The organism is Pseudomonas sp. Mb7, assembly GCF_054790525.1.
Window position 1 is genome coordinate 1,019,681 of the sequence record NZ_CP186501.1, and the last position, 24,802, is coordinate 1,044,482.

At 59.3% G+C, this 24,802-nt stretch carries 24 protein-coding genes; 11 read left to right on the forward strand and 13 right to left on the reverse strand.

The annotated features are described in order from the left end of the window. The first annotated feature begins 3 nt into the window (after positions 1-3). The 3 genes from ACOYXH_RS04660 to ACOYXH_RS04670 all read left to right on the forward strand — a co-directional run bounded on the left by ACOYXH_RS04660 (position 4) and on the right by ACOYXH_RS04670 (position 1,232). A complete protein-coding gene (locus tag ACOYXH_RS04660; RefSeq protein WP_460410293.1) occupies positions 4-408 on the forward strand; it encodes a hypothetical protein in 405 nt (134 codons plus the stop codon). A 207-nt stretch (positions 409-615) separates the two neighbouring features. Beyond that, positions 616-828: a type II toxin-antitoxin system HicA family toxin gene (locus ACOYXH_RS04665; protein WP_095050205.1), complete on the forward strand. Its 213-nt coding sequence runs from the start codon at positions 616-618 to the stop codon at positions 826-828. Further along, entirely contained in the window at positions 828-1,232 is a 405-nt protein-coding gene (locus ACOYXH_RS04670; protein WP_064390887.1) for a type II toxin-antitoxin system HicB family antitoxin, read from the forward strand. The genes ACOYXH_RS04665 and ACOYXH_RS04670 overlap by 1 nt, the downstream gene beginning before the upstream one ends. Positions 1,233-1,301: 69 nt before the next feature. Here ACOYXH_RS04670 and ACOYXH_RS04675 read toward each other — a convergent pair whose 3' ends face one another. Then, the gene (locus ACOYXH_RS04675; RefSeq protein ID WP_460410294.1) at positions 1,302-2,489 is read right to left on the reverse strand and encodes an MFS transporter; all 1,188 of its coding nucleotides are present in this window, start codon (positions 2,487-2,489) and stop codon (positions 1,302-1,304) included. Between the two features lie 241 nt (positions 2,490-2,730). Between ACOYXH_RS04675 and ACOYXH_RS04680 the strand changes: the two genes are divergently transcribed. Beyond that, positions 2,731-3,351 carry a DUF5666 domain-containing protein gene (locus ACOYXH_RS04680; RefSeq protein WP_258709445.1) on the forward strand — a complete coding sequence of 207 codons (621 nt, stop codon included), beginning with the start codon at positions 2,731-2,733 and terminating at the stop codon, positions 3,349-3,351. A 238-nt stretch (positions 3,352-3,589) separates the two neighbouring features. On the opposite strand, the gene ACOYXH_RS04685 is transcribed toward ACOYXH_RS04680, so the two are convergent. The 8 genes from ACOYXH_RS04685 to gcl all read right to left on the reverse strand — a co-directional run bounded on the left by ACOYXH_RS04685 (position 3,590) and on the right by gcl (position 13,279). After that, positions 3,590-4,588 carry a sulfate ABC transporter substrate-binding protein gene (locus ACOYXH_RS04685; RefSeq protein WP_095126517.1) on the reverse strand — a complete coding sequence of 333 codons (999 nt, stop codon included), beginning with the start codon at positions 4,586-4,588 and terminating at the stop codon, positions 3,590-3,592. A gap of 201 nt (positions 4,589-4,789) precedes the next feature. After that, positions 4,790-5,614: an ion transporter gene (locus tag ACOYXH_RS04690; RefSeq protein ID WP_007919942.1), complete on the reverse strand. Its 825-nt coding sequence runs from the start codon at positions 5,612-5,614 to the stop codon at positions 4,790-4,792. 21 nt (positions 5,615-5,635) lie between these two features. Further along, positions 5,636-6,550: an urea transporter gene (locus ACOYXH_RS04695; protein ID WP_095050208.1), complete on the reverse strand. Its 915-nt coding sequence runs from the start codon at positions 6,548-6,550 to the stop codon at positions 5,636-5,638. A 136-nt stretch (positions 6,551-6,686) separates the two neighbouring features. Further along, positions 6,687-8,102: a pyruvate kinase gene (gene pyk, locus ACOYXH_RS04700; protein ID WP_095050209.1), complete on the reverse strand. Its 1,416-nt coding sequence runs from the start codon at positions 8,100-8,102 to the stop codon at positions 6,687-6,689. Continuing rightward, positions 8,099-9,373, reverse strand: coding sequence for a glycerate kinase type-2 family protein (locus ACOYXH_RS04705; RefSeq protein WP_095126518.1), 1,275 nt, complete (start codon positions 9,371-9,373; stop codon positions 8,099-8,101). The genes pyk and ACOYXH_RS04705 overlap by 4 nt, the downstream gene beginning before the upstream one ends. A gap of 163 nt (positions 9,374-9,536) precedes the next feature. Beyond that, positions 9,537-10,430 carry a 2-hydroxy-3-oxopropionate reductase gene (locus tag ACOYXH_RS04710; protein ID WP_007919937.1) on the reverse strand — a complete coding sequence of 298 codons (894 nt, stop codon included), beginning with the start codon at positions 10,428-10,430 and terminating at the stop codon, positions 9,537-9,539. Between the two features lie 152 nt (positions 10,431-10,582). Further along, positions 10,583-11,365, reverse strand: a complete 783-nt coding sequence (gene hyi / locus ACOYXH_RS04715; protein ID WP_095050211.1) for a hydroxypyruvate isomerase — start codon at positions 11,363-11,365, stop codon at positions 10,583-10,585. 138 nt (positions 11,366-11,503) lie between these two features. Continuing rightward, on the reverse strand, positions 11,504-13,279 hold the full coding sequence (gene gcl, locus ACOYXH_RS04720) for a glyoxylate carboligase (protein ID WP_007919935.1): 1,776 nt from the start codon (positions 13,277-13,279) through the stop codon (positions 11,504-11,506). 268 nt (positions 13,280-13,547) lie between these two features. Between gcl and ACOYXH_RS04725 the strand changes: the two genes are divergently transcribed. After that, the gene (locus ACOYXH_RS04725; RefSeq protein WP_095050212.1) at positions 13,548-13,988 is read left to right on the forward strand and encodes a GlcG/HbpS family heme-binding protein; all 441 of its coding nucleotides are present in this window, start codon (positions 13,548-13,550) and stop codon (positions 13,986-13,988) included. A gap of 212 nt (positions 13,989-14,200) precedes the next feature. Continuing rightward, on the forward strand, positions 14,201-14,659 hold the full coding sequence (locus ACOYXH_RS04730) for an REP-associated tyrosine transposase (protein ID WP_095126519.1): 459 nt from the start codon (positions 14,201-14,203) through the stop codon (positions 14,657-14,659). A 100-nt stretch (positions 14,660-14,759) separates the two neighbouring features. Here the strand turns inward: ACOYXH_RS04730 and ACOYXH_RS04735 are convergent, their stop codons facing one another. Next, the gene (locus ACOYXH_RS04735) at positions 14,760-15,368 is read right to left on the reverse strand and encodes a TetR/AcrR family transcriptional regulator (RefSeq protein ID WP_008083515.1); all 609 of its coding nucleotides are present in this window, start codon (positions 15,366-15,368) and stop codon (positions 14,760-14,762) included. A gap of 135 nt (positions 15,369-15,503) precedes the next feature. On the opposite strand from ACOYXH_RS04735, the gene ACOYXH_RS04740 reads away from it, so the two are divergent. Next, positions 15,504-16,418, forward strand: a complete 915-nt coding sequence (locus ACOYXH_RS04740) for a DUF808 domain-containing protein (protein WP_095050214.1) — start codon at positions 15,504-15,506, stop codon at positions 16,416-16,418. A 181-nt stretch (positions 16,419-16,599) separates the two neighbouring features. Here the strand turns inward: ACOYXH_RS04740 and ACOYXH_RS04745 are convergent, their stop codons facing one another. Both ACOYXH_RS04745 and ACOYXH_RS04750 read right to left on the reverse strand, forming a co-directional pair. After that, positions 16,600-17,388, reverse strand: coding sequence for an MlaA family lipoprotein (locus ACOYXH_RS04745; protein ID WP_034151542.1), 789 nt, complete (start codon positions 17,386-17,388; stop codon positions 16,600-16,602). Continuing rightward, on the reverse strand, positions 17,381-18,679 hold the full coding sequence (locus tag ACOYXH_RS04750; protein ID WP_007919928.1) for a serine protein kinase PrkA: 1,299 nt from the start codon (positions 18,677-18,679) through the stop codon (positions 17,381-17,383). The genes ACOYXH_RS04745 and ACOYXH_RS04750 overlap by 8 nt, the downstream gene beginning before the upstream one ends. Positions 18,680-18,903: 224 nt before the next feature. Between ACOYXH_RS04750 and ACOYXH_RS04755 the strand changes: the two genes are divergently transcribed. Further along, positions 18,904-19,272, forward strand: a complete 369-nt coding sequence (locus ACOYXH_RS04755; protein ID WP_095050215.1) for a hypothetical protein — start codon at positions 18,904-18,906, stop codon at positions 19,270-19,272. A gap of 95 nt (positions 19,273-19,367) precedes the next feature. Here the strand turns inward: ACOYXH_RS04755 and ACOYXH_RS04760 are convergent, their stop codons facing one another. Then, positions 19,368-20,963 (reverse strand): glycoside hydrolase family 17 protein, encoded by a 1,596-nt coding sequence (locus tag ACOYXH_RS04760; RefSeq protein ID WP_460410295.1) that lies wholly within the window; start codon positions 20,961-20,963, stop codon positions 19,368-19,370. 286 nt (positions 20,964-21,249) lie between these two features. Here ACOYXH_RS04760 and ACOYXH_RS04765 point away from each other — a divergent pair, with 286 nt between their 5' ends. The 3 genes from ACOYXH_RS04765 to ACOYXH_RS04775 all read left to right on the forward strand — a co-directional run bounded on the left by ACOYXH_RS04765 (position 21,250) and on the right by ACOYXH_RS04775 (position 24,310). Continuing rightward, positions 21,250-22,101, forward strand: a complete 852-nt coding sequence (locus ACOYXH_RS04765; protein WP_095050217.1) for a glycine betaine ABC transporter substrate-binding protein — start codon at positions 21,250-21,252, stop codon at positions 22,099-22,101. A 242-nt stretch (positions 22,102-22,343) separates the two neighbouring features. Then, on the forward strand, positions 22,344-22,655 hold the full coding sequence (locus tag ACOYXH_RS04770) for a DUF485 domain-containing protein (RefSeq protein ID WP_007919908.1): 312 nt from the start codon (positions 22,344-22,346) through the stop codon (positions 22,653-22,655). Beyond that, a complete protein-coding gene (locus tag ACOYXH_RS04775; protein WP_095050218.1) occupies positions 22,652-24,310 on the forward strand; it encodes a cation acetate symporter in 1,659 nt (552 codons plus the stop codon). The genes ACOYXH_RS04770 and ACOYXH_RS04775 overlap by 4 nt, the downstream gene beginning before the upstream one ends. The last annotated feature ends 492 nt before the right edge of the window (positions 24,311-24,802 follow it).

The following is a 24,802-nucleotide window of genomic DNA, read 5'->3' on the forward strand; positions in this document are numbered from 1 at the left end:
GCCATGCACACCATCGCCCGAATCACAGTCCTCACACTGGCCCTGGGCTTGAGTGCATGTGCGGTGCAACGACCGGAACCGACCACCAACCTGCCGCCGATCCCGCCTTCGCAACCGAGCCCGACCCCGTCGACCTCGCCGGCCCCAGGCAAAAGCATCCCGGCGAAACCGGCAAAACCCGTCCCGCGCACCTCAGCCAGCTTCGCTCCGCCACCGGGCGGCAACAGCCACTGGGATCAGAAACTCGGCGTCTACGTCCTCGACGACCAGCCCAACACCTTCTACCGCCAGCGCACCTACTACCGCTGGAACAACGGCTGGAGCCGCTCCGTCAGCCCCAACGGCCCGTGGGAAGACACCAACATCCACGGCGTGCCACCGGGATTGGGCAAACAGTTCGGGCAGTGAATGCAAACGGCGATCTTCGGATCGCCGTTTTGCTGTGTGCCTGTTGGGTTCGCACAGAAATTGCTCAAGGAAGTGCTGCGTAAAGCTCAGGATCTAGCGTTTCAATCACACTCTGTAAAACAACCGGACGTCGCTCTGTGGATTTTCGTGCTTGAGTAAAGATAACTCTAGGGTTACTTTTAATGGGCCGGGGCAAGGAGGCGATTGGTGCAAAGCAGGTTATTGATCAAGGAGCTGGAGGAGGCGGGTTGGACGCTGGACCGGATTACCGGCAGTCATCACATTTTCAGGCACCGTTACAACCCTTACACGATTCCCGTTCCTCATCCGAAAAAGGATTTGCCGTTGGGGACAGTCAAAAGCATCAGGAGACGTGCCGGGTTGTACAACCCGCCAGCCAGTTTCGAAGGAGATCCATAATGCAATATCCAATCTGTATCGAGTGGGGAGACGAGAACACTGCCATCGGTATTCAGATCCCCGATATTCCCGGCGCCGTTACAGCAGGGGATAGCTTTGAAGATGCCTACAAGGCGGCAGTTGAAGTCGCCCACATCATGCTGCAGGAGATTGCGGCGGACGGGGAGTCGATTCCTATGCCGACTTCGGCATCCGCTCATCGCAGTAATCCGGACTTTGCCGACATGGGATGGGGCATGCTCGAGCTGGACATTTCGCCCTATCTCGGCAAGACCGAGAAGGTCAACGTAACGCTGCCCGGTTATGTGATTCAGCGCATCGATCGTTATGTGCGCGAACACAACGTCAAAAGCCGCTCCTCCTTTCTGGCAGACGCGGCGATGGAGAAACTGGTTCGCTATTAAGCTTCATCGCTCCTCCAGGTTCAATCAATTACCTGTGGGAGCGAGCCTGCTCGCGAAGCTTTTGGCGCCTTATGCCGTCGCCAATGAACCACGCTGCGAAACACTCAAAAACCGCAACAACGCCAACAGCGGGAACGCACTTCCCACAATCACGATCCACAACCAGCCGCCATGTTCATACACCGCACTGGCCACCGACGAGCCGAAGGCGCCGCCTATGAAGATGCTGGTCATGTACAGCGCGTTCAAGCGACCACGGCTTTTCGCATCCAGCGAATAGACCGCACGCTGGCCGAGGACCATGTTCATCTGTACGCAGAAATCGAGCACCACGCCGGTCACAGCCAGGCCGATGACGCTGTAGGCGGGGTGAATGAACGCCGGCAGGAAGCTCAGGCTGGCAAATATCATCGCCAGTAGCGAAGCGATGCGGGTGTGGCCAGCGTCAGCCAGACGTCCGCTGATTGGCGCGGCGATGGCACCGATGGCGCCGACCAGGGCGAAGATCGCGATCTCGCTTTGCGACAGGCCATGGTTACGCGCCAGTTCCAGCGGCACGGCAGTCCAGAACAGGCTGAACGTGGCGAACATGCAGCCCTGGTAAAACGCCCGTTGGCGCAGTAACGGTTGCTGGCGCAGCAACGTCCACAGCGAACCGATCAGTTGGCCGTAGGTGGCGCTATGATCCGGTTGGCGCTTGGGCACGGTCAGCGCCAGCACTACGCTGATCGCTGCCATCAGCGCTGCGGCAATCATGAACATCGCCCGCCAGCCCAAGTGGTCGGCAACCACGCTCGACACCGGTCGCGCCAACAGAATACCCAGCAGCAAACCACCCATGATCCCGCCGACGACCCGGCCACGGGATTCTTCCGGTGCCAGATGCGCCGCCAGTGGAATCAGGATCTGTACCGACACCGAGCTAAAACCGACCAGCAACGAGATCAGCAGAAACACATTCGGCTGATCGGTAAACGCCGCCGCCAACAGGCTGGCAATCGCCACCACGGTGGTGATGATCATCAACCGGCGGTTCTCCAGCAGATCACCCAGCGGCACCAGAAAGAACAGGCCCAGCGCATAGCCAATCTGCGTCAGCGAGACGATGAAGCTGGCCATGGTGTCGCTCAGGCCGATATCGGGCGCGATGAGGCCGATGATCGGCTGTGCGTAGTAGATGTTGGCAACGATGGCGCCGCAGCAAAAGGCGAACAGCAGCACCATGCCTCGGGTCATTGCGTGAGTGGTGGTGGTCATAAGGTTTCTCGATCCAGCGAAAGAATGCGCTAAGGCTATGGGGCAAACCGGATGGGCAGAAGACGCCTTCGGTTGATATCAGTTATTCCGTTGCGCAATGACGGGGTGCTAGCGGCGTGTCATCCATCGGCGGACCTTGCGTCCGACCGTTGCGGGTCGATGATACATTCACTTACATCCTGTTCGATAGCGTGCTTATGTTTGCATTGGCTTGTTCAACATTCATGACCGGAGGATTGCAATGTTTCGACAGACGCTTCGCCACACCGCAACGATTGCCCTGATCAGCCTGCTCGGCGCGATGAGCGCACAGGCCGCCGACGCACCGGGGATGCGCCTCGGCGTGCGCGGCGAGATCACCGGGGTCAGCGCCGACAGCCTCAAAGTCCACGTCAACAGCGGTGAGAACGTGGTGATCCAGTTGACTGGTGACACCAAAGTTCGCGCGGTCACCCTGGCCAATATCGAGGACATCAAACCCGGCAGTTACATTGGTTCGGCGGCGATGCCTCAGGAGGATGGAACGCTCAAGGCACTGGAGGTGCATGTGTTTCCGCCGGAACTGGCGGGCAGCGGCGACGGCCATCGGCCGTTCGATCTGGCCAAGGGCAGCAGCATGACCAATGGCAGCGTCGGCGACCTGGTGGTGAGCAACGGGCGGGTGCTGACGGTGAACTACAAGGGCGGGCAGCAGAAGATTCTAGTGCCGGAGGATGTGCCGATCGTCAATCTGGTGCCCGGGGATCGGAGTTTGCTGAAGGTTGGGGTGAAGATTGTTACGTTCGTCACGCAGAGTGCGGATGGCACGCTGACGGCGCAGTCGATTTCTGCGGGTAAGGATGGGGTGACGCCGCCGATGTAAAAGCCCCTCACCCTAACCCTCTCCCAAAAGGAGAGGGGACTGATTGGGGGATGCTTGAGAGGTACACCGACCTGAACGTGCTGTGGTGAATCCATAATCGATAAGGTCTTTCAGGTCGATGTAATTCGCCAGACACCTCGGTTGGCTCCCTCTCCCTCCGGGAGAGGGCTGGGGTGAGGGTAAGGCGGCCACAAAAAAGGCGACCACTGTGGGTCGCCTTTTTATGTCAGCTCAAGCCTTACTGCCCGCTATAAATCTGATCGAAAACCCCACCATCATTGAAGTGAGTCTTCTGCACCGTACGCCAGTCACCAAACGTTTTCTCCACCGAAAGGAAATCAACTTTCGGGAAACGATCGGTGTACTTCGCCAGCACCGCCGGATCACGCGGACGCAGGTAGTTTGCCGCCGCAATCTCCTGACCTTGCGGCGACCACAGGTACTTCAGGTACTCATCCGCCGCTGCACGCGAGCCTTTCTTGTCGACCACTTTGTCGACCACCGATACCGGCGGCTCAGCCTCAGCCGAAACGCTCGGGTAAACCACTTCGAACTGATCACGACCAAACTCGCGGGCAATCATCTCCGCTTCGTTTTCGAAGGTCACCAGCACGTCGCCGATCTGGTTGGTCATGAAGGTCGTGGTGGCGGCGCGGCCACCGGTATCCAGCACCGGCGCTTGCTTGAACAGTTTGCCGACGAAGTCTTTGGCCTTGTTTTCGTCGCCACCGTTCTTCAGCACATAACCCCAGGCCGACAGGTAGGTGTAGCGGCCATTGCCCGAGGTTTTCGGGTTTGGCACGATCACTTGCACGCCATCCTTGAGCAGATCCGGCCAGTCTTTCAGGGCTTTCGGGTTGCCTTTGCGCACGATGAATACGGTGGCCGAGGTGAACGGTGCGCTGTTGTTCGGCAGACGCGTGACCCAATTCTCCGGGACCAGTTTACCGTTGTCGGCGAGGGCGTTGATGTCGGTGGCCATGTTCATGGTGATGACGTCAGCCGGCAGGCCATCGATCACCGAACGCGCTTGCTTGCTCGAGCCGCCGAAGGACATCTGTACGGTGATGTTTTCGTTGTGCTCGGCTTGCCAGTGTTTCTGGAACGCAGTGTTGTAGTCCTTGTAGAAATCGCGCATCACGTCGTAGGAAACGTTGAGCAGCGTCGGGGCTGCCTGAGCGATGTTGGCCAAGGCCAGGCCGGCGGCGAGAAGTGAGGCGCCAAAGAGTTTTTTCACTGCGCATTCCTTGTTGTCTATTTATGTAGGAGCTGCCGAAGGCTCGGGCCGCGTTCGGACGATCTTTTGATTTTGTTTTTACAACATCAAGATCAAAAGATCGCAGCCTGCGGCAGCTCCTACAGGTTCGGGGGTGATGTTCAATTGCCACTGACTATAACGGCGCGCGCATAGTCGTTTAAAGATTAAAAAGCTCTTTGCTTATTCCAGTTTCTTAAACAGCGCATTGCCGCATCGCGAGCAAAACGCGGCGCCATGTTCATGGCTGTTTTTCTTGCACACCGGGCAATCGTGTTGCAGCTGTTCGCCGCGCATGGCGTTGGCCAGTTCGGCGGTGAAAATCCCGGTCGGCACGGCGATGATCGAGTAACCGGTGATCATCACCAGCGACGAAATCACCTGGCCCAGCGGGGTCTTCGGCACGATGTCACCGAAGCCCACGGTGGTCAGCGTGACGATCGCCCAATAGATGCCTTTGGGAATGCTGGTGAAGCCATGCTCGGGGCCTTCGATCACATACATCAAGGTGCCGAACACCGTCACCAGGGTGCAGACGCTGACCAGAAACACCACGATCTTCTGCTTGCTGCCGCGCAGCGCCGACATTAGATAATTGGCTTGCTTGAGGTACGGGCTGAGCTTGAGCACGCGGAAAATCCGCAGCATGCGGATGATCCGGATAATCAGCAGGTACTGCGCATCGCTGTAATACAGGGCGAGGATGCCCGGCACGATCGCCAGCAAATCCACCAGCCCGTAAAAGCTGAAGGCGTAGCGCAACGGCTTGGGCGAGCAGTACAGACGCAGGATGTACTCGCCGAGAAAGATGATCGTGAAGCCCCACTCGATGTAGGCCAGCACGTCGGCATAGTTCTGGTGAATGCTGTCGATACTGTCGAGCATCACGATCACCAGACTGGCGAGGATGATCAACAGCAGGATGCCGTCGAAGCGACGCCCGGCGCGGGTGTCGCTCTGGAAAATCATCACGTAAAGCCGTTCGCGCCAACTGTTGCTGCTGTCCATGGATAACGCCTGAATCGAAGATCAGCGCAGCCTAGGTTGATTCTCCCCATGAGCGCAAGGCGCACGCCCGACGCTGGCTTTGCCGAGCATCTGAATCCCGGCGCGGATCAGCCAGCCGGCGAGGATGAACGGCGCGGTCAACGTGGCGAGGCCGACGGCGGCAAACAGCGGTGTAACCAGCAGCGCTAACACGATGCCGACCAGCGGCAGCCACGGTTGTTGGCGTTGCGCGGAGAAGGCGAGGGCGGCGAGCACGGCGTTATAGCTGCCGAGGCCTAAAAGTGCAGCGCTGGTTTCGTGGTGTAGCAGACTGGAGCCGAGGCCGATCGCCGACGCCAGCAGCGCCCAGCAGAATGCACGGCGATCAGCGATCAGCAAACCGACGGCGATCAATGCGCCGGCCAGTGGATGACCGAGGAACATCACCTGACCCAAGCCGCGCAGTTCAGCGGCGAGCAGGTTCAGCGTGTTCATCTCGATGTGCGCCATCGGCGCCGACGGCTCGGCGAACAGTAGCAGGATCCAGCTCATGGCCACGAACGGTGAGGTGTAGGCCGGTATGGAGCGGCTGCTGTAGACGTGTTTGAGCCATTGCTGCGTGACCATTGCGCTCAAGCCGCCAGCGGCAAGAATCAGCGGTGGCAGCATTGGCGACCAGGGGAAATACAGGCTCAGCAGCAGGCCGAGCAGCACGCCGTTGTAGCTGAACAGTCCGGCCTGGCGATCAGCCTTGGCGTAGTTGCGCCGTTGTGCGGTGAGCAAACCGGCGACGGCACCGAGCAGCGCACCGGCGAACAGCACCGGCGCGGTCAGCAGGATCGCCAACAGGCACAGCAGGCCGCACAGCGGATGGCGCTGGAGGAATATTTGACTGAAACCGTTGAGCAAAGCCTCGGCCCAGTCGGGGCAGTGGGTGTTGAAGTGATTGGCAGGCATGGCATGTCATTCGATACTGATCGTTCCCACGCTCTGCGTGGGAATGCCTCATAGGACGCTCTGCGTCTGCTCTTGGGACGCAGAGCGTCCCGGGCCGCATTCCCACGCGGAGCGTGGGAACGATCATGGTGGGCGGTTAAATCAATGTTTCGATCCGCAGCGAGTTAGTCGACCCAGGCTGCCCGAACGGCACCCCCGCAGTGATCAGCAGTGTGTCGCCGCGCTCGGCCATACCCTGCGCCTGGGCGATTTCCAGCGCGGTGGAGCAAACCTCATCGACCTGACGCAGGCGATCGTTGACCACCGAATGAATGCCCCACGCCACGCTCAAACGCCGTGCGGTCTGCAGGTTCGGCGTCAGGTTGAGGATCGGCGCTTTCGGCCGTTCCCGCGCTGCACGCAAACTCGACGCACCGGACTCGCTGTAGTTGACCAGCACCGCCACCGGCAGCACGTTGCTGATACGACGAATCGCGCAGCTGATCGCATCGGAAACGGTCGCTTCAGCTTTCGGCCGGCTGACGTCGAGTTGGGTCTGATAATCCGGGCCGTTTTCCACCTGGCGAATGATCTTGCTCATCATCTGCACCGCTTCGAGCGGGTATTCACCGGACGCGGTTTCCGCCGACAGCATCACCGCATCGGCGCCTTCGGCCACGGCGTTGGCAACGTCAGTCACTTCGGCGCGGGTCGGGGCAGGGGAGAAGCGCATCGACTCAAGCATCTGCGTCGCCACCACCACCGGTTTGCCGAGTTCGCGGCAGGTGGTGATGATGTTCTTCTGAATCTGCGGCACGCTTTCGGCCGGCACTTCAACGCCGAGATCGCCACGGGCAACCATGATCGCGTCGCTCAGTTCAGCGATTTCGCGCAGTTGCTCAACGGCCGAAGGCTTCTCGATTTTCGCCATCAAAAAGGCTTTGTCGCCGATCAATGCGCGGGCTTCGATGATGTCTTGCGGGCGTTGCACAAACGACAGCGCGACCCAGTCCACACCCAGTTCCAGACCGAAGCTCAAGTCACGACGATCCTTGGCAGTCAGTGGGCTGAGGTCGAGCACTGCTTGCGGCACGTTGACGCCTTTGCGATCCGACAACTCGCCGCCGTTGAGCACGGTGGTGTCGATCGCGTCAGCGTATTTGGTGACCACACGCAGACGCAGTTTGCCGTCGTCGAGCAGTAGATCCATGCCGGCTTCCAGCGCGGCAATGATCTCCGGATGCGGCAGATTCACTCGGCGCTCATCGCCCGGTGTTGCGTCCAGATCAAGACGGAACGCCTGACCACGATGCAACTGCACCTTGCCGTCGGCGAACTTGCCGACGCGCAGTTTCGGTCCCTGCAAGTCCATCAGAATGCCCAGCGGGTAGTTGAGCTGGCGCTCGACTTCGCGGATCCACTGATAGCGCTTGGCGTGGTCGGCGTGATCACCGTGGCTGAAGTTCAGGCGGAAGATGTTGACCCCGGCTTCGACCAGTTCACGGATGTCTTCGATGCCATCGACAGCAGGCCCGAGGGTGGCGAGGATTTTGACCTTTTTATCAGGCGTCATGATTTGCAGCTCTCAAGGATCAGGATGGCGCGGAAGTCGTTGACGTTGGTGCGGGTCGGCTCGGTGACGATCAGCGCATCAAGCGCCGCGAAATAGCCGTAGCCGTTGTTGTTATCCAGCTCGTCGCTGGCGCTCAAACCGAGGGCGGCGGCACGGGCGTAGCTGTCCGGGGTCATGATTGCGCCGGCGTTATCTTCCGAGCCGTCGATGCCGTCGGTGTCACCGGCCAAGGCGTAAACCCCGGGCTGGCCTTTGAGGCTGTCGGTGAGGCTAAGGAGGAACTCGGCGTTGCGTCCGCCACGGCCATTGCCGCGCACGGTCACGGTGGTTTCGCCGCCGGAGAGAATCACGCACGGTGCCGCCAATGGCTGGCCGTGATGGATGATCTGGCGGGCGATACCGGCGTGGACCTTTGCCACTTCGCGCGATTCGCCTTCGAGGTCGCCGAGGATCAGCGTGCTGAAACCGGCCTGACGGCATTTCACCGCCGCAGCGTCCAGCGATTGCTGAGGGCGAGCGATCAACTGGAAGTGGCTGCGCGCGAGGCTTGGATCACCGGGTTTGACGGTTTCCGACTCAGGGCTTTGCAGCCAGGTGCGTACCGAAACCGGAATCTCGATGCCGTAGCGTTTGATGATCGCCAGCGCTTCGGCGGAGGTGCTTGGATCGGCCACGGTCGGGCCGGAAGCGATGACCGTGGCGAGGTCGCCCGGTACATCGGAAATCGCGTAGGTGTACACAGTGGCAGGCCAGCAGGCCTTGCCGAGGCGGCCGCCCTTGATCGCCGAGAGGTGCTTGCGCACGCAGTTCATCTCGCCGATGGTCGCGCCGGATTTGAGCAGGGCTTTGTTGATCGATTGCTTGTCGGCGAGGGTGATGCCTTCGGCCGGCAACGCTAGCAGGGCAGAGCCGCCACCGGAGAGCAGGAAGATTACGCGGTCGTCCTCGGTCAGGTTGCTGACCAGTTCCAGCACGCGTTTGGCCACGGCCAGACCGGCAGCGTCCGGTACCGGGTGGGCGGCTTCGACCACTTCGATTTTTTCGCACGGGGCGCCGTGACCGTAACGGGTCACCACCAGGCCTGTGACTTCACCTTCCCAGCAGCGCTCGACCACTTGCGCCATCGCCGCGGCGGCTTTACCGGCGCCGATGACGATCACCCGACCGCTGCGATCAGCAGGCAAATGGGCTTCGAGGACTTGGTTCGGATGAGCCGCGTCGATGGCTGTGGCAAACAGCTCGCGCAGCAGTTGTTGCGGATCGACCGACATGGCGGGCTCCCAATCTTATTGTTCTTGGTTAATGCTGATGATCGTTCCCACGCTCTGCGTGGGAATGCCTCAATGGACGCTCTGCGTCCGCTTCGGCAGGGACGCGGAGCGTCCCGGGCTGCATTCCCACGCAGAGCGTGGGAACGAGCGACGGGGCAGTGGCTTATTTGTTGTCGCGAATCGAGAAGTTGGCCATGTGTTCCAGACCCTTGATCAGCGCCGAGTGGTCCCAGTTGCTGCCACCGATGGCCGCGCAGGTGCTGAACACTTGCTGGGCGTTGGCGGTGTTCGGCAGGTTGATGTTCAGCTCTTTGGCGCCTTGCAGGGCCAGGTTCAGATCCTTCTGGTGCAGGCTGATGCGGAAGCCTGGATCGAAAGTGCCTTTGATCATGCGCTCGCCGTGTACTTCAAGGATCTTCGAGGAGGCGAAACCACCCATCAGTGCTTCACGCACCTTGGCTGGATCGGCACCGTTTTTCGAAGCGAACAGCAGGGCTTCAGCAACGGCCTGAATGTTCAGCGCGACGATGATCTGGTTGGCGACTTTGGCGGTCTGACCGTCGCCATTGCCACCGACCAGGGTGATGTTTTTGCCCATGGCCTGGAACAGCGGCAGCGCGCGTTCGAAGGCATCGGCGTCGCCACCGATCATGATGCTCAGGGTCGCAGCTTTGGCGCCGACTTCACCACCGGACACCGGTGCGTCGAGGTACTGCGCGCCTTTCTCGTTGATCTTGGCGGCGAACGCCTTGGTCGCGGTTGGCGAGATCGAGCTCATGTCGATGACGATTTTGCCTTTGCTCAGGCCTGCGGCAACGCCGTCGGCGCGGAACAGTACGTCGTCGACCTGCGGGGTATCCGGGACCATGACGATGATGAATTCAGCTTCCTGCGCCACTTCGCGCGGGTTGGCCAGGGCGACGGCGCCAGCGGCGACCAGGTCGGCCGGGGCGGCGTCGTGGTGCGCGGACAGGAACAGGCTGTGACCGGCTTTCTGCAGGTTCGAAGCCATTGGGTGGCCCATGATGCCGGTGCCGATAAATCCGATTTTAGCCATGAGAAAATCCTCTTGTTTTTATTGCTGCTTCAAGCAAAAAGGGAGCTGCTTTTATGTAGGAGTGAGCCTGCTCGCGATTCAGGCGCTGAGGTACATCAGGTGTACCGAGGTGAATTCATCGCGAGCAGGCTCACTCCTACAGGGGATCTGCGTCAGATTGCGTTGTGGGTTTTCAGCCAGCCGAGGCCTGCTTCGGTGGTAGTCAGCGGCTTGTACTCGCAACCCACCCAACCCTGATAACCGATGCGATCGAGGTGTTCGAACAGGAACCGATAGTTGATTTCACCAGTGCCTGGTTCGTTGCGCCCCGGGTTGTCCGCGAGCTGCACATGGTTGATCTCGCCCAGGTGCGATTGCAGGGTGCGGGCCAGATCGCCTTCCATGATTTGCATGTGATAGATGTCGTATTGCAGGAACAGATTGGCGCTGCCGACCTGCTCGCGAATCGACAGGGCTTGCGCCGTGTTGTTCAGGTAGAAACCCGGAATGTCGCGGGTGTTGATCGCTTCCATCACCAGTTTGATGCCCGCTGCCTGCAGCTTGTCGGCGGCGTATTTCAGGTTGGCGACGAAGGTCTTTTCCACGGTGGCATCGTCAACGCCTTGCGGACGAATACCGGCCAGGCAGTTGACCTGGGTGTTGCCCAGCACTTGCGCGTAGGCAATCGCCAGATCGACCCCGGCGCGGAACTCTTCGACCCGATCCGGCAGGCACGCGATACCGCGCTCGCCCTTGGCCCAGTCACCGGCCGGCAGGTTGAACAGCACTTGGGTCAGGCCGTTGGCGTCGAGCCTGGCCTTGATTTCAGCGGAGCTGAAGTCGTACGGGAACAGGTACTCGACACCGCTGAAACCAGCCTTGGCGGCGGCGTCGAAACGGGCAAGGAAATCCTGTTCGGTGAACAGCATGGACAGGTTGGCTGCGAAACGCGGCATGGTGGTCTCCCGTTCTAGATTCTCGTTCCCACGCTCTGCGTGGGAATGCCTCAATGGACGCTCTGCGTCCGCTTTGGGACGCAGAGCGTCCCGGGCTGCGTTCCCACGCAGAGCGTGGGAACGATCAGCGGTCAGCAGTTAATCGAGCAGCGAAATCGCCGTTGGCGCATCGTTGCCGACCAGCGCCAGGTCTTCGAATTCGTTGACGGCGTTGATCTCGGTGCCCATGGAGATGTTGGTTACACGCTCCAGAATGATCTCGACGATCACTGGCACCTTGAACTCTTCGATCATCTGTTCGGCCTTGCGCAGGGCAGGGGCGATTTCCGAGGGCTCGAATACACGCAGCGCTTTACAGCCGAGGCCTTCAGCCACTGCGACGTGGTCAACACCGTAACCGTTGAGTTCCGGCGCGTTCAGGTTATCGAAGGACAGCTGCACGCAGTAGTCCATTTCGAACCCGCGCTGCGCCTGACGGATCAGACCCAGGTACGAGTTGTTCACCACGACGTGGATGTACGGCAGTTTGAACTGAGCGCCGACCGCCAGTTCTTCGATCATGAACTGGAAGTCATAGTCCCCCGACAGGGCCACGACTTTCCGGCTCGGATCGGCCTTCACCACGCCCAGCGCTGCCGGAATGGTCCAGCCCAACGGACCGGCCTGGCCGCAGTTGATCCAGTGACGCGGCTTGTAGACGTGCAGGAACTGCGCGCCGGCAATCTGCGACAGACCAATGGTGCTGACGTAGCAGGTGTCCTTGCCGAACACCTGGTTCATTTCTTCGTAAACGCGCTGTGGTTTCACCGGCACGTTGTCGAAGTGGGTCTTGCGATGCAGGCTGGCTTTGCGCTGCTGGCAGTCTTGCAGCCAGGCACTGCGGTTTTTCAGCTTGCCGGCGGCTTGCCATTCACGGGCCACTTCGATGAACACGGTCAGTGCAGCAGCGGCGTCGGAAACGATGCCCAGATCCGGCGTGAACACGCGGCCGATCTGCGTGCCTTCGATGTCGACATGGATGAACTTGCGACCTTCGGTGTAAACGTCAACCGAACCGGTGTGACGGTTGGCCCAACGGTTACCGATCCCCAACACCACGTCGGATTTCAGCATTGTCGCGTTGCCGTAACGGTGCGACGTCTGCAGACCGACCATACCGACCATCAACGGGTGATCGTCCGGGATGGTGCCCCAGCCCATCAGGGTCGGGATCACCGGGATGCCGGTCAGTTCAGCGAACTCAACCAGCAGATCGCTGGCGTCGGCGTTGATGATGCCGCCGCCGGCCACCAGCAATGGACGCTCAGCCTGATCCAGCAAAGCCAAAGCCTTCTCGACCTGAACGCGGGTCGCGGTCGGTTTGGCCAATGGCAGCGGCTGGTAAGCGTCGATGTCGAATTCGATTTCGGCCATCTGCACGTCGAACGGCAGGTCGATCAGCACCGGGCCAGGACGGCCGGAGCGCATTTCAAAGAACGCTTTCTGGAACGCGTAAGGCACTTGGCCCGGTTCCAGAACAGTGGTCGCCCACTTGGTGACTGGCTTGACGATGCTGGTGATGTCGACAGCCTGGAAGTCTTCCTTGTGCATACGGGCGCGGGGTGCCTGGCCGGTAATGCAGAGGATTGGAATCGAGTCGGCCGAGGCGCTGTATAGCCCGGTGACCATGTCGGTACCGGCAGGGCCGGAAGTACCGATGCACACGCCGATGTTGCCGGCCTTGGTGCGGGTGTAGCCCTCGGCCATGTGCGAGGCGCCTTCCACGTGGCGAGCAAGGACGTGATCGATGCCACCGACCTTCTGCAAGGCGGAGTACAGCGGGTTGATGGCAGCGCCCGGGATGCCAAAAGCGGTATCAACCCCTTCACGGCGCATCACCAGAACGGCGGCTTCGATTGCTCTCATTTTGCTCATGGTTTTGTGCCTCTTTACGTTTTGTAATTGTATACAAGTGGCTTTGCGCAGAGTGTATTCACGGCGGACGGCGCAGGTCAATCCATTTTCTCAAGCGCCTGTTTCATTCGTCGGAAGCCTGTCTGACTGTGGCTTTTCGTCGCATGTGGCGCTTTTCGAGAATTATTGTATACAAAAAAATAACTCATTGTGTTCTATTTGTTGCATCGGGCTGCGGCAGAAAACCGCAGGCCCACGACTTTCCCTATAACAAAATGAGGACGGCACCATGAGCGCTTTAACCTTGAAAGTCGCAGTCAACCTGGTCAACCAAGCCATCACTGCAGGGCGCGGCATCAACGCCGCGCCGCTGACCATCGCGGTACTCGATACCGGCGGCCACCTGATCACCCTGCAACGCGAAGACGGCGCCAGCCTGCTACGTCCGAACATCGCCATCGGCAAAGCCTGGGGGGCGATTGCCCTGGGTAAAGGCTCACGCCTGCTGGCACTGGATGCACAACAACGCCCGGCGTTTATTGCCGCACTCAACAGCATGGGCCAAGGCAGCGTCGTGCCGGCACCGGGTGGTGTGTTGATTCGGGATCAGGCGGGGAATGTGCTGGGCGCGATCGGCATCAGCGGGGATTTGTCGGATATTGATGAGCAGGTGGCGATCAGGGCGGTGGAGGCGTTGGAGTTGCGGGCGGATGCGGGGGTGGCTGCCTGAATCTGCGTTGATTGAATAACCGCTATCGCGAGCAGGCTCGCTCCTACGGGGATTTGTGTTCAGACACAAAATGTTTGAACACCCCTGATCCCCTGTAGGAGTGAGCCTGCTCGCGATTGCTATCTACCAGACACATCCTGTCAACAGTTGACCGCTCCATTTGTCTTTCCCGGTACTAGCCTTTTCATGACCTGATCACAGAGGGCAAAGGAATGCCGGATCTACCTGCTGCACATAAATTGCGAGTCGGGCGCTATACCGAAGTCAGTCGAATCTATCTGTTAACCAGCACCACTTATCAACGAAAGCCGATTTTCACGAATTTTGCCTTGGGAAAATTGGTCGCTGATCAATTCCGACACGCGCAAGATTCGGGGCTGGTGAGCTCATTAGCCTGGGTAGTCATGCCAGATCATTTCCATTGGCTGATTGAATTGCGACGAGGTTCATTGAGTGAGGTGATGCAAAAAACCAAATCGCTGAGCACCAAGGCTGTCAGGCACGCTTCCGGTGGAAACAGCGTTCTCTGGCAGAGAGGGTTTCATGACCGCGCGCTGAGACGGGAAGAAGACTTGGTGAGGATGGCGCGTTATGTCGTGGCCAACCCCTTGCGGGCCGGGCTGGTGGAGAAGCTTGGCGACTATCCGCTGTGGGATGCCATTTGGGTTTGAGCTGAAACCGAGTCGCCTCGATCGCGAGCAGGCTCACTCCTACAGGGGAACGCATTCCAAATGTGGGAGCGAGCCTGCTCGCGAAGCGGTCACCGCGGTCTTACTGATCCGGCTCACACCCCTTCAACACCAACCGGATTATCGTCTGCGCCGCCGCTTCATAATCTGCCTCGTCCAGCTTGTCCTTGCCGGTCACCGCAGAAATCTGCCAGTCAAAGTCGGCGTAGGTCTGGGTTGCGGCCCAGATGCTGAACATCAGGTGATTAGGGTCGATCGGGGCAATTTGCCCGCGGTCGATCCAGCTCTGGATGCAATCGATGTTGTGCTTGGCCTGGCCGTTGAGTTGCTCGACCAGGTCGGCGCTCAGGTGTGGCGCGCCGTGCATGATTTCGCTGGCGAATACTTTCGAGGCGAAGGGCAGGTCGCGGGAGATGCGGATCTTCGAGCGGATGTAGCCGCTCAGCACTTCGCTCGGTACGCCGTCCGGATTGAACGGAGTCGAGGCCTGCAAAATCGGCACGATGATGCTTTCCAATACCTCGCGGTAGAGGTTTTCCTTGGACTTGAAGTAGTAGTAGACATTGGGCTTGGGCAATCCCGCCTTGGCGGCGATGTCGCTGGTTTTGGTCGCAGCGAAGCCCTTGTCGGCAAACTCCTCACTGGCGGCACGCAGGATCAGTTCTTTGTTGCGCTCGCGGATTGTGCTCATAAACCCGGTGGTTCCTTGCCTGTTCTGGCGGTTGCGCATGGTAGCACCGGCCTCGCGCAGCGCTCAAGAATGCCCCGCGTGGTCTAAGGTCGCGTTATGCTTCGCAACATTCATACATAAAAGGAAACAGGATTCATGGCAGGAAGCAGTTTGCTGGTGCTGGTCGACGATATTGCCACCGTGCTGGACGACGTGGCGTTGATGAGCAAAATGGCCGCCAAGAAGACCGCCGGCGTACTCGGCGATGATCTGGCGCTCAACGCCCAGCAGGTCTCCGGCGTGCGTGCCGAACGGGAAATCCCCGTAGTCTGGGCCGTGGCCAAGGGCTCGTTCGTCAACAAACTGATTCTGGTGCCATCGGCGCTGGCGATCAGTGCGTTCGTGCCGTGGTTGGTCACGCCATTGTTGATGGTCGGTGGTGCGTACTTGTGTTTCGAGGGCTTCGAGAAGCTCGCGCACAAGTTTTTGCACAGCGCGGCTGAAGATGAAGCCGAACATGCGCAACTGACTGAGGCGGTAGCGGATCCGGCGACCGATCTGGTGGCGTACGAGAAGGACAAGATCAAAGGCGCGATTCGCACCGACTTCATTCTCTCGGCAGAGATTATCGCGATCACTCTGGGCACCGTGGCAACTGCCTCGCTGACTCAGCAAGTGATTGTCATGTCCGGCATTGCGATTGTGATGACGGTGGGCGTTTATGGCCTGGTGGCGGGCATCGTCAAACTCGACGACCTCGGCCTGTGGCTGACGCAAAAGCCTGGGCAGTTTGCGAAAAAAGTCGGCAGCGCCATTCTCAGCGCCGCGCCATACATGATGAAAACCTTGTCGGTGGTGGGTACGGCGGCGATGTTCCTGGTCGGTGGCGGCATCCTCACCCACGGTGTGCCGGTAGTGCATCACTGGATTGAAGGCGTTGGCGCAGCGGCGGGGAGTGCCGGGTTTGCGGTGCCGATGTTGCTCAATGGTGTGGCGGGGATCATCGCTGGTGCTGTGGTGTTGGCGGTGGTTTCCGTTGTCGGCAAAATCTGGAAAGCCCTGAAAAACTGACATTCAACACAAAACCCTTTGTAGGAGTGAGCCTGCTCGCGATAGCGGTGTGTCAGCACTGCAAATGGTGGCTGGTACACCGCTATCGCGAGCAGGCTCACTCCTACAGTTGATTTGTGTTGTGCCAATAAAAAGGGCCATTCAATTTTCATTGAATGGCCCTTTTTTGTGCCTGCCGTTTTTACTCGGCGATCTGCAACTTACGCGCCTCGGTATACACGTAACGCACCTTCTCGTACTCGAACGGCGAGTTCATCTGGCCGTAGCGGAAGCTGGTCTGGTAGCGCTTGTCGACCGCGCGCAGGGCCCAGATTTCCGGGTGGTTGGAGCTGACTTCCGAGACGTTGAGGAAGTTGATCGCTGATTCGGCGGTGTAATCCACAGCAAGACCGGCGGTGTCGCGGATGTTCGACGGGCCGAGGATTGGCAGCACGAAGTAGGCGCCGCCCGGTACACCGTAGAAGCCCAGGGTCTGGCCGAAGTCTTCGCTCTGGCGCGGCAGGCCCATGGCGGTCGCTGGGTCCCAAAGGCCGGCAATGCCGATGGTGGTGTTGAGCAGCAGGCGCGCGGTGGTTTCCATCGAGCGCTGACCTTTGAACTGCAACAGGCTGTTGACCAGGTTCGGCACGTCACCGAGGTTGTTGAAGAAGTTGCTTACCCCGGTACGCACAAAACTCGGCGTGATGTAGCGATAGCCATCGACCACCGGCAGGAACACCCATTGGTCGAAGCGGTAGTTGAAGTGGTAAACCCGGCGGTTCCACGACTCCAGCGGGTCGTAGACGTTCAGCGCGTTGAGCGTCGAACGCTCGAACTCGCGCTGATCCAGCCCCGGGTTGAACTTGAGTTTGGACAGCGGCTCTTTGAAGCCGTCGCTGTCGACGACGACCGGCGCGTTGGCTTTACTGTTGTCGGCCTGGGCCACGCCTGCGCAGAGGAGCGCTGCCATCAGCAGGAGATATTTAGCCACGGAAGAACTCCAGCATGGCGTCGCTGTTGACGCGGTAGTTAAGGTTGCCGCAATGGCCGCCCAGTGGATAAACGGTCAGGCGATCACCGAATGTTTTACGCAGGAAACCGAGGTCGCCCGGGCCCAGGATTACGTCGTCGGCGTTGTGCATCACGGCGATTTTCGGGCTGTCATGCAGGTAATCCTTCAGCGCATACAGACTGACCTGATCGATCAGTTGCAGCAGGCTGCCGCCGTCCGTGCGCGCACGCCACATCGGGATCACCTGTTCGGTCAGGTAGCAGTCGAAGTCGCACTGCAGCGCACGCTTGAGGAACGGCGTGAGGCTGGTGCCTTCGGTGATCGGGAATTTCGGCGGAGTGATCAGGCCGCGGCGGTTGATCAGATCCGAGGTGAAGGCAATGTCGGCCGCCGAGAAGCGGAACGAGGTGCCAATCAACATCGCCATCTGTTCGTTGGTCAGGTGCTGCTTGGACTGCTGGAAGTCGTAAAGCAGTGCATCGTTGAGGTCGATGTAGCCTTTCTGCTGGAAGTAGCGGGTCAGCTTCGACAGCACCAGTTCATAGAACGTGGTGCTGGTGTTGATGCCTTTCACCTCGGTTTGCACCAACTTGTCGAGGTTGGTCACCGAGGTGTAGAGGTTGACCGGCGGATTGAGCAGCAGGACTTTCTTGAAGTTGAAGCTGCGGCGCGTCTCGTCCAGATGCGCTACGAAGGCGGCATCAAGGGCGCCGAGGCTGTAACCGGTCAGGTAATACTCGGTCACCGGCAGTTTCGGGTTCTGCGCGCGCACAGCCTGCATCACCCGGTACATGTCCTCAGCGTCTTCCTTGGTCACGCCTGGGGTGGCGAAGCGGGAGGCGGCGCTGATGAAGTCGAAACTGGTTGGCGAAGACAGCTGCACAACGTGATAGCCGGCCTTGTAGTAGAGCTTTTTCAGGTATTCGTTGAGGGTGCTGTCATAACGCGCGCCGGTGCCGGCGATCAGGAAGATCAGCGGTGCCGGTTTGTCCTGGGTGGCGATGCGATAGGTGAGTTTTTTCACCGCCCAGAAGTTGTCTGGCAGGATGAACTCTCGCTCCGGGCGCAACGTCAGGCTGCGGTCCGACTGATTGATGTCGTCGTCCAGCGGCAATTCCGGGCGCAAGTCCGGCGGCGTCGTGGCGATGGTCGCCTCGAACGGGTTGGTCAGGGGGTAGCCATAACTGGCGGCATCGATATCCACCGCCAGTGCGGACGCACTCAAAATAAGGCCGCTGAACAGCGCGGCGAAGCGCAAGGAACGGAGCATGACTAGATCCCTTAGAGGAAGGTGCCGAATGAAGTTCGCAGGCTATGACCACCGGGGTTGCGCCAAAGTGCCATGCTGCGGCACCAAACAGGCAGAATTCGGAGTAATAGTAGCTGGACGATACACTTTGCACGCCCTGAATGAATAGTTAACAGTTGTTAGTTCTTGCACACGGCTGGCGGCAGATTAAGCTGGCCGCCGATTTCCGAAGATTGGAGTGTTTCATGTCCCGCCGTTTGCCCGTGATTTTGCTGCTCGTTCTGTTGCCGTTGTGGCTGGCCGCCAGTTATGGCGCGCGTTATGGCTTTATGGAAGACGGAAAGTGGGTGGGCATCTGCGTCGACGAGGCCAGCCGCTGGGAATGTCAGGTGCGGTCGAACCTGGGCTTGATGATTCATTTCAAGGTGTTGGGCTGGACGGCGCTGGGCGCGGCGTTGATCGGGTTTGTATTGCCGGGGCGGGCAGGGTGGTGGCTGGCGGTGCTGGCGCTGGCGGTCGGAGTGCCGGCACTGGCGTTGTACAACACCACGTTTGCGGTGTTTGCGTTGGTGATTGCCGGGTTGCGGTTGGTCCGCGAGTCTCGTACTGCCTGATGGAAAAGATCGCAGCCTGCGGCAGCTCCTACATTGAGATGGCGTACACCTTGTAGGAGCTGCCGAAGGCTGCGATCTTTTGATCTTGCTTTTGATCAGTCCTTGCGAACGCGGAGGCAGCGCCACAACGCAGCGACCATCAGAGCGCTGACCAACGCCCACCCCCACGCCTGCTGATTCTGCAACCCTTCCTGATACAGCTGCGGCGCAATTCCCGCGCCGACAATAAACGTCAGCAACGCAATCTCCCGACGCGGCACGCTCACCGGCCGGCACAGATAAACCAGCGCCGGCAGCACGAACGCCATGCTCGCAAAGCTGCGATAACGCGGATCGAAGACCATCTCCAGCATCATCACGGCTGCGGCAAAACCTGCCGCCGCGACCAGCCATCCTGCGCGGCGCTCCAGCAGATTGAACGCCCGCTCACGCCAGCCAGTACGGGCGCTCAGCGTCAACGCCGCGTGTGCCAATACCAACAGATTTAGCGCCGTCAACAAGCCGACCCACAGCCACTCACTGGCAAACCGCGTGGTTACCCGTGCCAGATCACCCCAGGCGCCAATCGAGCAAGCGGCGAGGGCACCCAGCAGCGGCAACACCAGCGCCGAACGCGTGGTGCGAACGCGACCGCCAAGAATCAGCGTGCCAAGAAAAATCAAACCACCGACCGCCAGCCATTCCTTCCAATAGGGGACGTTGGTCACCGGCCCTGCCAGCACGCCCTTGTCCTGACGGTCGGCATCGAACAAGCCCCAATAGCCACCGACTGCGCCTTCACTGCCGCGCTTCCACGGCTGGTCGAAGGCTTCGATCAGGTTGTAATGCCAGCCTTCCTTCTCGGCCATCGCGACAAAACCACGAATGAATTTGGCCTCGTTGACCCGACTCGGCAGGGCGGTCTCACGCTGGCGGCCTTCGCTTGGCCAGCCGGTTTCGCCGATCATCACGTCTTTCGGCGCGAATTTATTACCGAACACCTGGCGCACATCCGCCACATGCTGCAGGGCGACGTCGATGTTCGACGGATCATCTTCCCAGTACGGCAGCAAATGAATAGTCAGAAAGTCCACCGCTGGCGCGACTTCAGGATGCTTGAGCCAGAACTCCCAGACATCGGCGTAAGTGACCGGTTGCTTCACCTGACTTTTGACCTTGTTGATCAATCGGGCCAGTTGCGCGCCGGTGACTTCCTTGCGCAGCAGCGCCTCGTTGCCGACGATCACCGCGCTGACCACATCCGCGTTGGCGTTGGCCGATTTGATCAGCAGGTCGACTTCCTTTTCGGTGTCCACCGGGTTGCTGTTGACCCACGCGCCGATCATCAATTTCAAGCCGTGTTTGCGCGCCAGATCCGGTAGCGCCTCAAGGCCCGTCATCGAGTAAGTGCGTATGCACTCAAAGCGTGTCGCCAGCAATGCGAGGTCGGCGTCCATGCGCTCCGGGCGCAGTTTGAACGGCACGTCGAACGGCGATTGGTCTTTATCGAACGGGGTATAGGAGGCGCACTGCAATTTATGCGTCGGCGTCGCCGCATCCGGCAGAATCACCGGTTGGCCGAGGCCGTACCAGAAGCCACCGAGGGCAAACAGCCCGAGCAGGCAGGCGAAGAGATAAGGCAGAGCGGGGAAACGGGAAGTCGCGGACATGGTCAGGCCGAGTGGCTGCAAAGCGACGCATGTTACCTGCATTTATAGAGGGGTTGGTGGCCCGCATGATTTTGACATGCAAAGTTCGGGCGGATTATTTGGCGTCATTTATATAGCCGCGATTAATGGCCTTCTGATGTCGTTTCTCGTTGCCTTGAGGTCGCTGACAGAGCAGGTCGCCTGCGGCGTCAGGTTGATGATCAAGCCATCAGTACTCCGCTGATGTTCGAGTTGGTTTGCGGTCAGGCGTGATGGGGGCGCTGTGCACCATAACAATACGTTGACGATGCCCGGCATCCGTCGGGCGCAGCATTTCGGGGAAGTAACGATGAAGATGCGACGACTTTTAGGCGCAGGTGCCGCTCTGGTGCTTGCGATGAGTTCCACTTTCGCCAGCGCAGAAAAACAGACCCTGAACATCGGTTACGTTGACGGTTGGTCCGACAGCGTCGCGACCACCCACGTGGCGGCCGAAGTCATCAAACAGAAACTCGGCTACGACGTGAAGCTGCAAGCCGTCGCCACCGGGATCATGTGGCAGGGCGTGGCCACCGGCAAACTCGACGCCATGCTTTCGGCCTGGCTGCCAGTGACCCACGGTGAATACTGGACAAAAAACAAGGATCAGGTCGTCGATTACGGTCCGAACTTCAAGGATGCGAAAATCGGCTTGATCGTGCCGGAGTATGTGAAAGCCAAGTCGATCGAAGACCTGAAAACCGACGACACCTTCAAGAATCGCATCGTCGGCATCGACGCCGGTTCGGGCGTGATGCTCAAGACTGATCAGGCGATCAAGGATTACGGCCTCGACAAGTATTCCCTCAAGGCCAGTTCCGGCGCCGGCATGATTGCCGAGCTGACCCGTGCCGAGAAGAAAAACGAATCCATCGCCGTCACGGGTTGGGTGCCGCACTGGATGTTCGCCAAGTGGAAACTGCGCTTCCTCGATGACCCGAAAGGCGTGTACGGCGCAGCTGAAACCGTAAACAGCATCGGCAGCAAAGAACTCGCGACCAAAGCGCCGGAAGTGGCCAAGTTCCTGAAGAACTTCCAGTGGGCGTCGAAAGACGAAATCGGCGAAGTCATGCTGGCGATTCAGGACGGTGCCAAGCCTGACGCAGCGGCCAAGGATTGGGTCGCCAAGCACCCGGATCGCGTGGCTGACTGGACCAAATAACCGCCACCCCGCCATACCCGTGTAGGAGTGAGCCTGCTCGCGATAGCGTCCCGTCAGCTGATGAAAATATCGACTGATAAAACGCCATCGCGAGCAGGCTCACTCCTACAGTTGTTTTGTGGCGTACCGGAAATTGGCAAAAGTGTCATGGCGTTCTACTACTAAGGTCGTCTGTTACCGCTCCCGCAGCCGCATACATTAGCTATGTTCCAACAATAATCTGTGCTGCGAGGATAAAAACAATGAACGACAGCATTTACCTCTCGATTCAAAACAGTCCCCGATTCAAGGAGCTGGTGCGAAAAAGGGAAAAGTTCGCCTGGATACTCTCGGCGATCATGCTCGGGCTTTACTCTGGCTTCATTCTTCTGATCGCTTACGGGCCGCATATTCTGGGCGCGAAACTCAGTCCGGAATCCTCGATTACCTGGGGAATTCCAATCGGTGTCGGACTCATTCTTTCTGCATTCATCCTCACCGCTATCTACGTGCGCCGCGCCAATGGCGAGTTCGACGACCTGAACAATGCGATTCTCAAGGAGGCTCAGCAATGATCCGGCGTCTACTGGCTTTATTGAGTGTTGCGGCTTTCGCGCCGGGTGTCTGGGCGGCTGACGCGTTGACGGGGGAGGTGGCCAAACAGCCGCTGAACATTCCGGCGATCCTGATGTTCGTGGCGTTCGTCGGTGCGACGCTCTACATCACCTACTGGGCCTCGAAGAAAAACAACTCGGCGGCCGACTACTATGCAGCGGGCGGCAAGATCACCGGTTTCCAGAATGGTCTGGCGATCGCCGGTGACTACATGTCCGCGGCGTCCTTTCTGGGCATTTCCGCGCTGGTGTTTACCTCCGGCTACGATGGCCTGATCTACTCGATCGGCTTCCTGGTGGGCTGGCCGATCATTCTGTTCCTGATCGCCGAGCGCCTGCGTAACCTGGGTAAATACACCTTTGCCGACGTGGCGTCCTACCGCCTCGGGCAAACCCAGATCCGCACCCTGTCGGCCTGCGGTTCGCTGGTGGTGGTGGCGTTCTACCTGATCGCGCAAATGGTCGGTGCCGGCAAATTGATCCAGCTGTTGTTCGGCCTGGACTACCACGTTGCGGTGATTCTGGTCGGTGTGCTGATGTGCATGTACGTGCTGTTCGGCGGCATGCTGGCGACCACTTGGGTGCAGATCATCAAGGCTGTGCTGTTGCTGTCCGGTGCCTCGTTCATGGCGCTGATGGTAATGAAGCACGTAGGCTTCGACTTCAACACGCTGTTCTCCGAAGCGATCAAGGTTCACGCCAAAGGTGAAGCGATCATGAGCCCGGGCGGTCTGGTCAAAGATCCGATTTCGGCCTTCTCGCTGGGTCTGGCGCTGATGTTCGGTACGGCTGGCCTGCCACACATTCTGATGCGCTTCTTCACCGTGAGTGACGCAAAAGAAGCCCGCAAGAGTGTGCTCTACGCTACTGGCTTCATTGGCTACTTCTACATCCTGACCTTTATCATCGGCTTCGGCGCGATCCTGCTGGTCAGCACTAACCCGGCCTTCAAAGATGCGGCTGGCGCGCTGTTGGGCGGCAACAACATGGCGGCGGTGCACTTGGCCAACGCGGTCGGTGGCAGTATCTTCCTCGGCTTTATCTCGGCGGTGGCGTTCGCGACCATTCTGGCGGTTGTGGCCGGTCTGACTCTGGCCGGTGCTTCGGCTGTGTCTCACGACCTGTATGCCAGTGTGATCAAGAAGGGCAAGGCGAACGAGAAGGACGAGATTCGTGTCTCGAAGATCACCACCATTGCCTTGGCAGTGTTGGCGATTGGCTTGGGCATTCTGTTCGAAAGCCAGAACATTGCGTTCATGGTGGGCTTGGCGTTCTCCATCGCGGCGAGCTGTAACTTCCCGGTGCTGCTGCTTTCGATGTACTGGAAGAAGCTGACCACTCGTGGTGCGATGATTGGCGGCTGGTTGGGGCTGGTGAGTGCGGTGGGTCTGATGATCCTCGGCCCGACCATCTGGGTGCAGATTCTGCATCATGAGAAGGCGATCTTCCCTTACGAGTATCCGGCGCTGTTTTCGATGATCATTGCTTTTGTCGGGATCTGGTTCTTCTCGATTACTGACAAGTCGGCGGCTGCGGATAACGAGCGGGCGCTGTTCTTCCCGCAGTTTGTGCGTTCGCAGACTGGGTTGGGGGCGAGTGGGGCGGTTTCGCATTGATGGTTTGATGGTTTTGTAAATGTTGTGCTGAATGCCCCGGTTGAGAGATCGGGGCATTTTTATTGGGCGGTTATCGGCTAGAGCTGTGTACATATCCGTTGCTGCGGTAACGGCGGCTTAGGGGTCCGCCCTTACGGCGGGTCACTTTTTCCAGACGCCGAAAAAGTAACCAAAAAGGCTTGCTCCTACGTGCGGCCCGCTCGCTGGGGCTCGGGGTTCCTTCGCTCCGGGATCGATCCGGGCGCAGCGCCTACGGTTTGCTTCGCTGCACCTCCTCTCGCTGTGTTTGGCTTCGCCAAACGGTCGCTGCGCTCCCACCCCCGGATCAATCCCTCCACTCAGCCTTCCGACGTCGCCTTACAGATCAAGAGCTGCAGCCGAGCTAACGCTCATCCTGTTGAGTGGTGAGGACAGCGTGGTCGGCTTTGAATTTGTGGTGGTGCTTCCCCTCATCGGAACGCCGCCCGCCCAGCCCTCTCCCGAGGGAGAGGG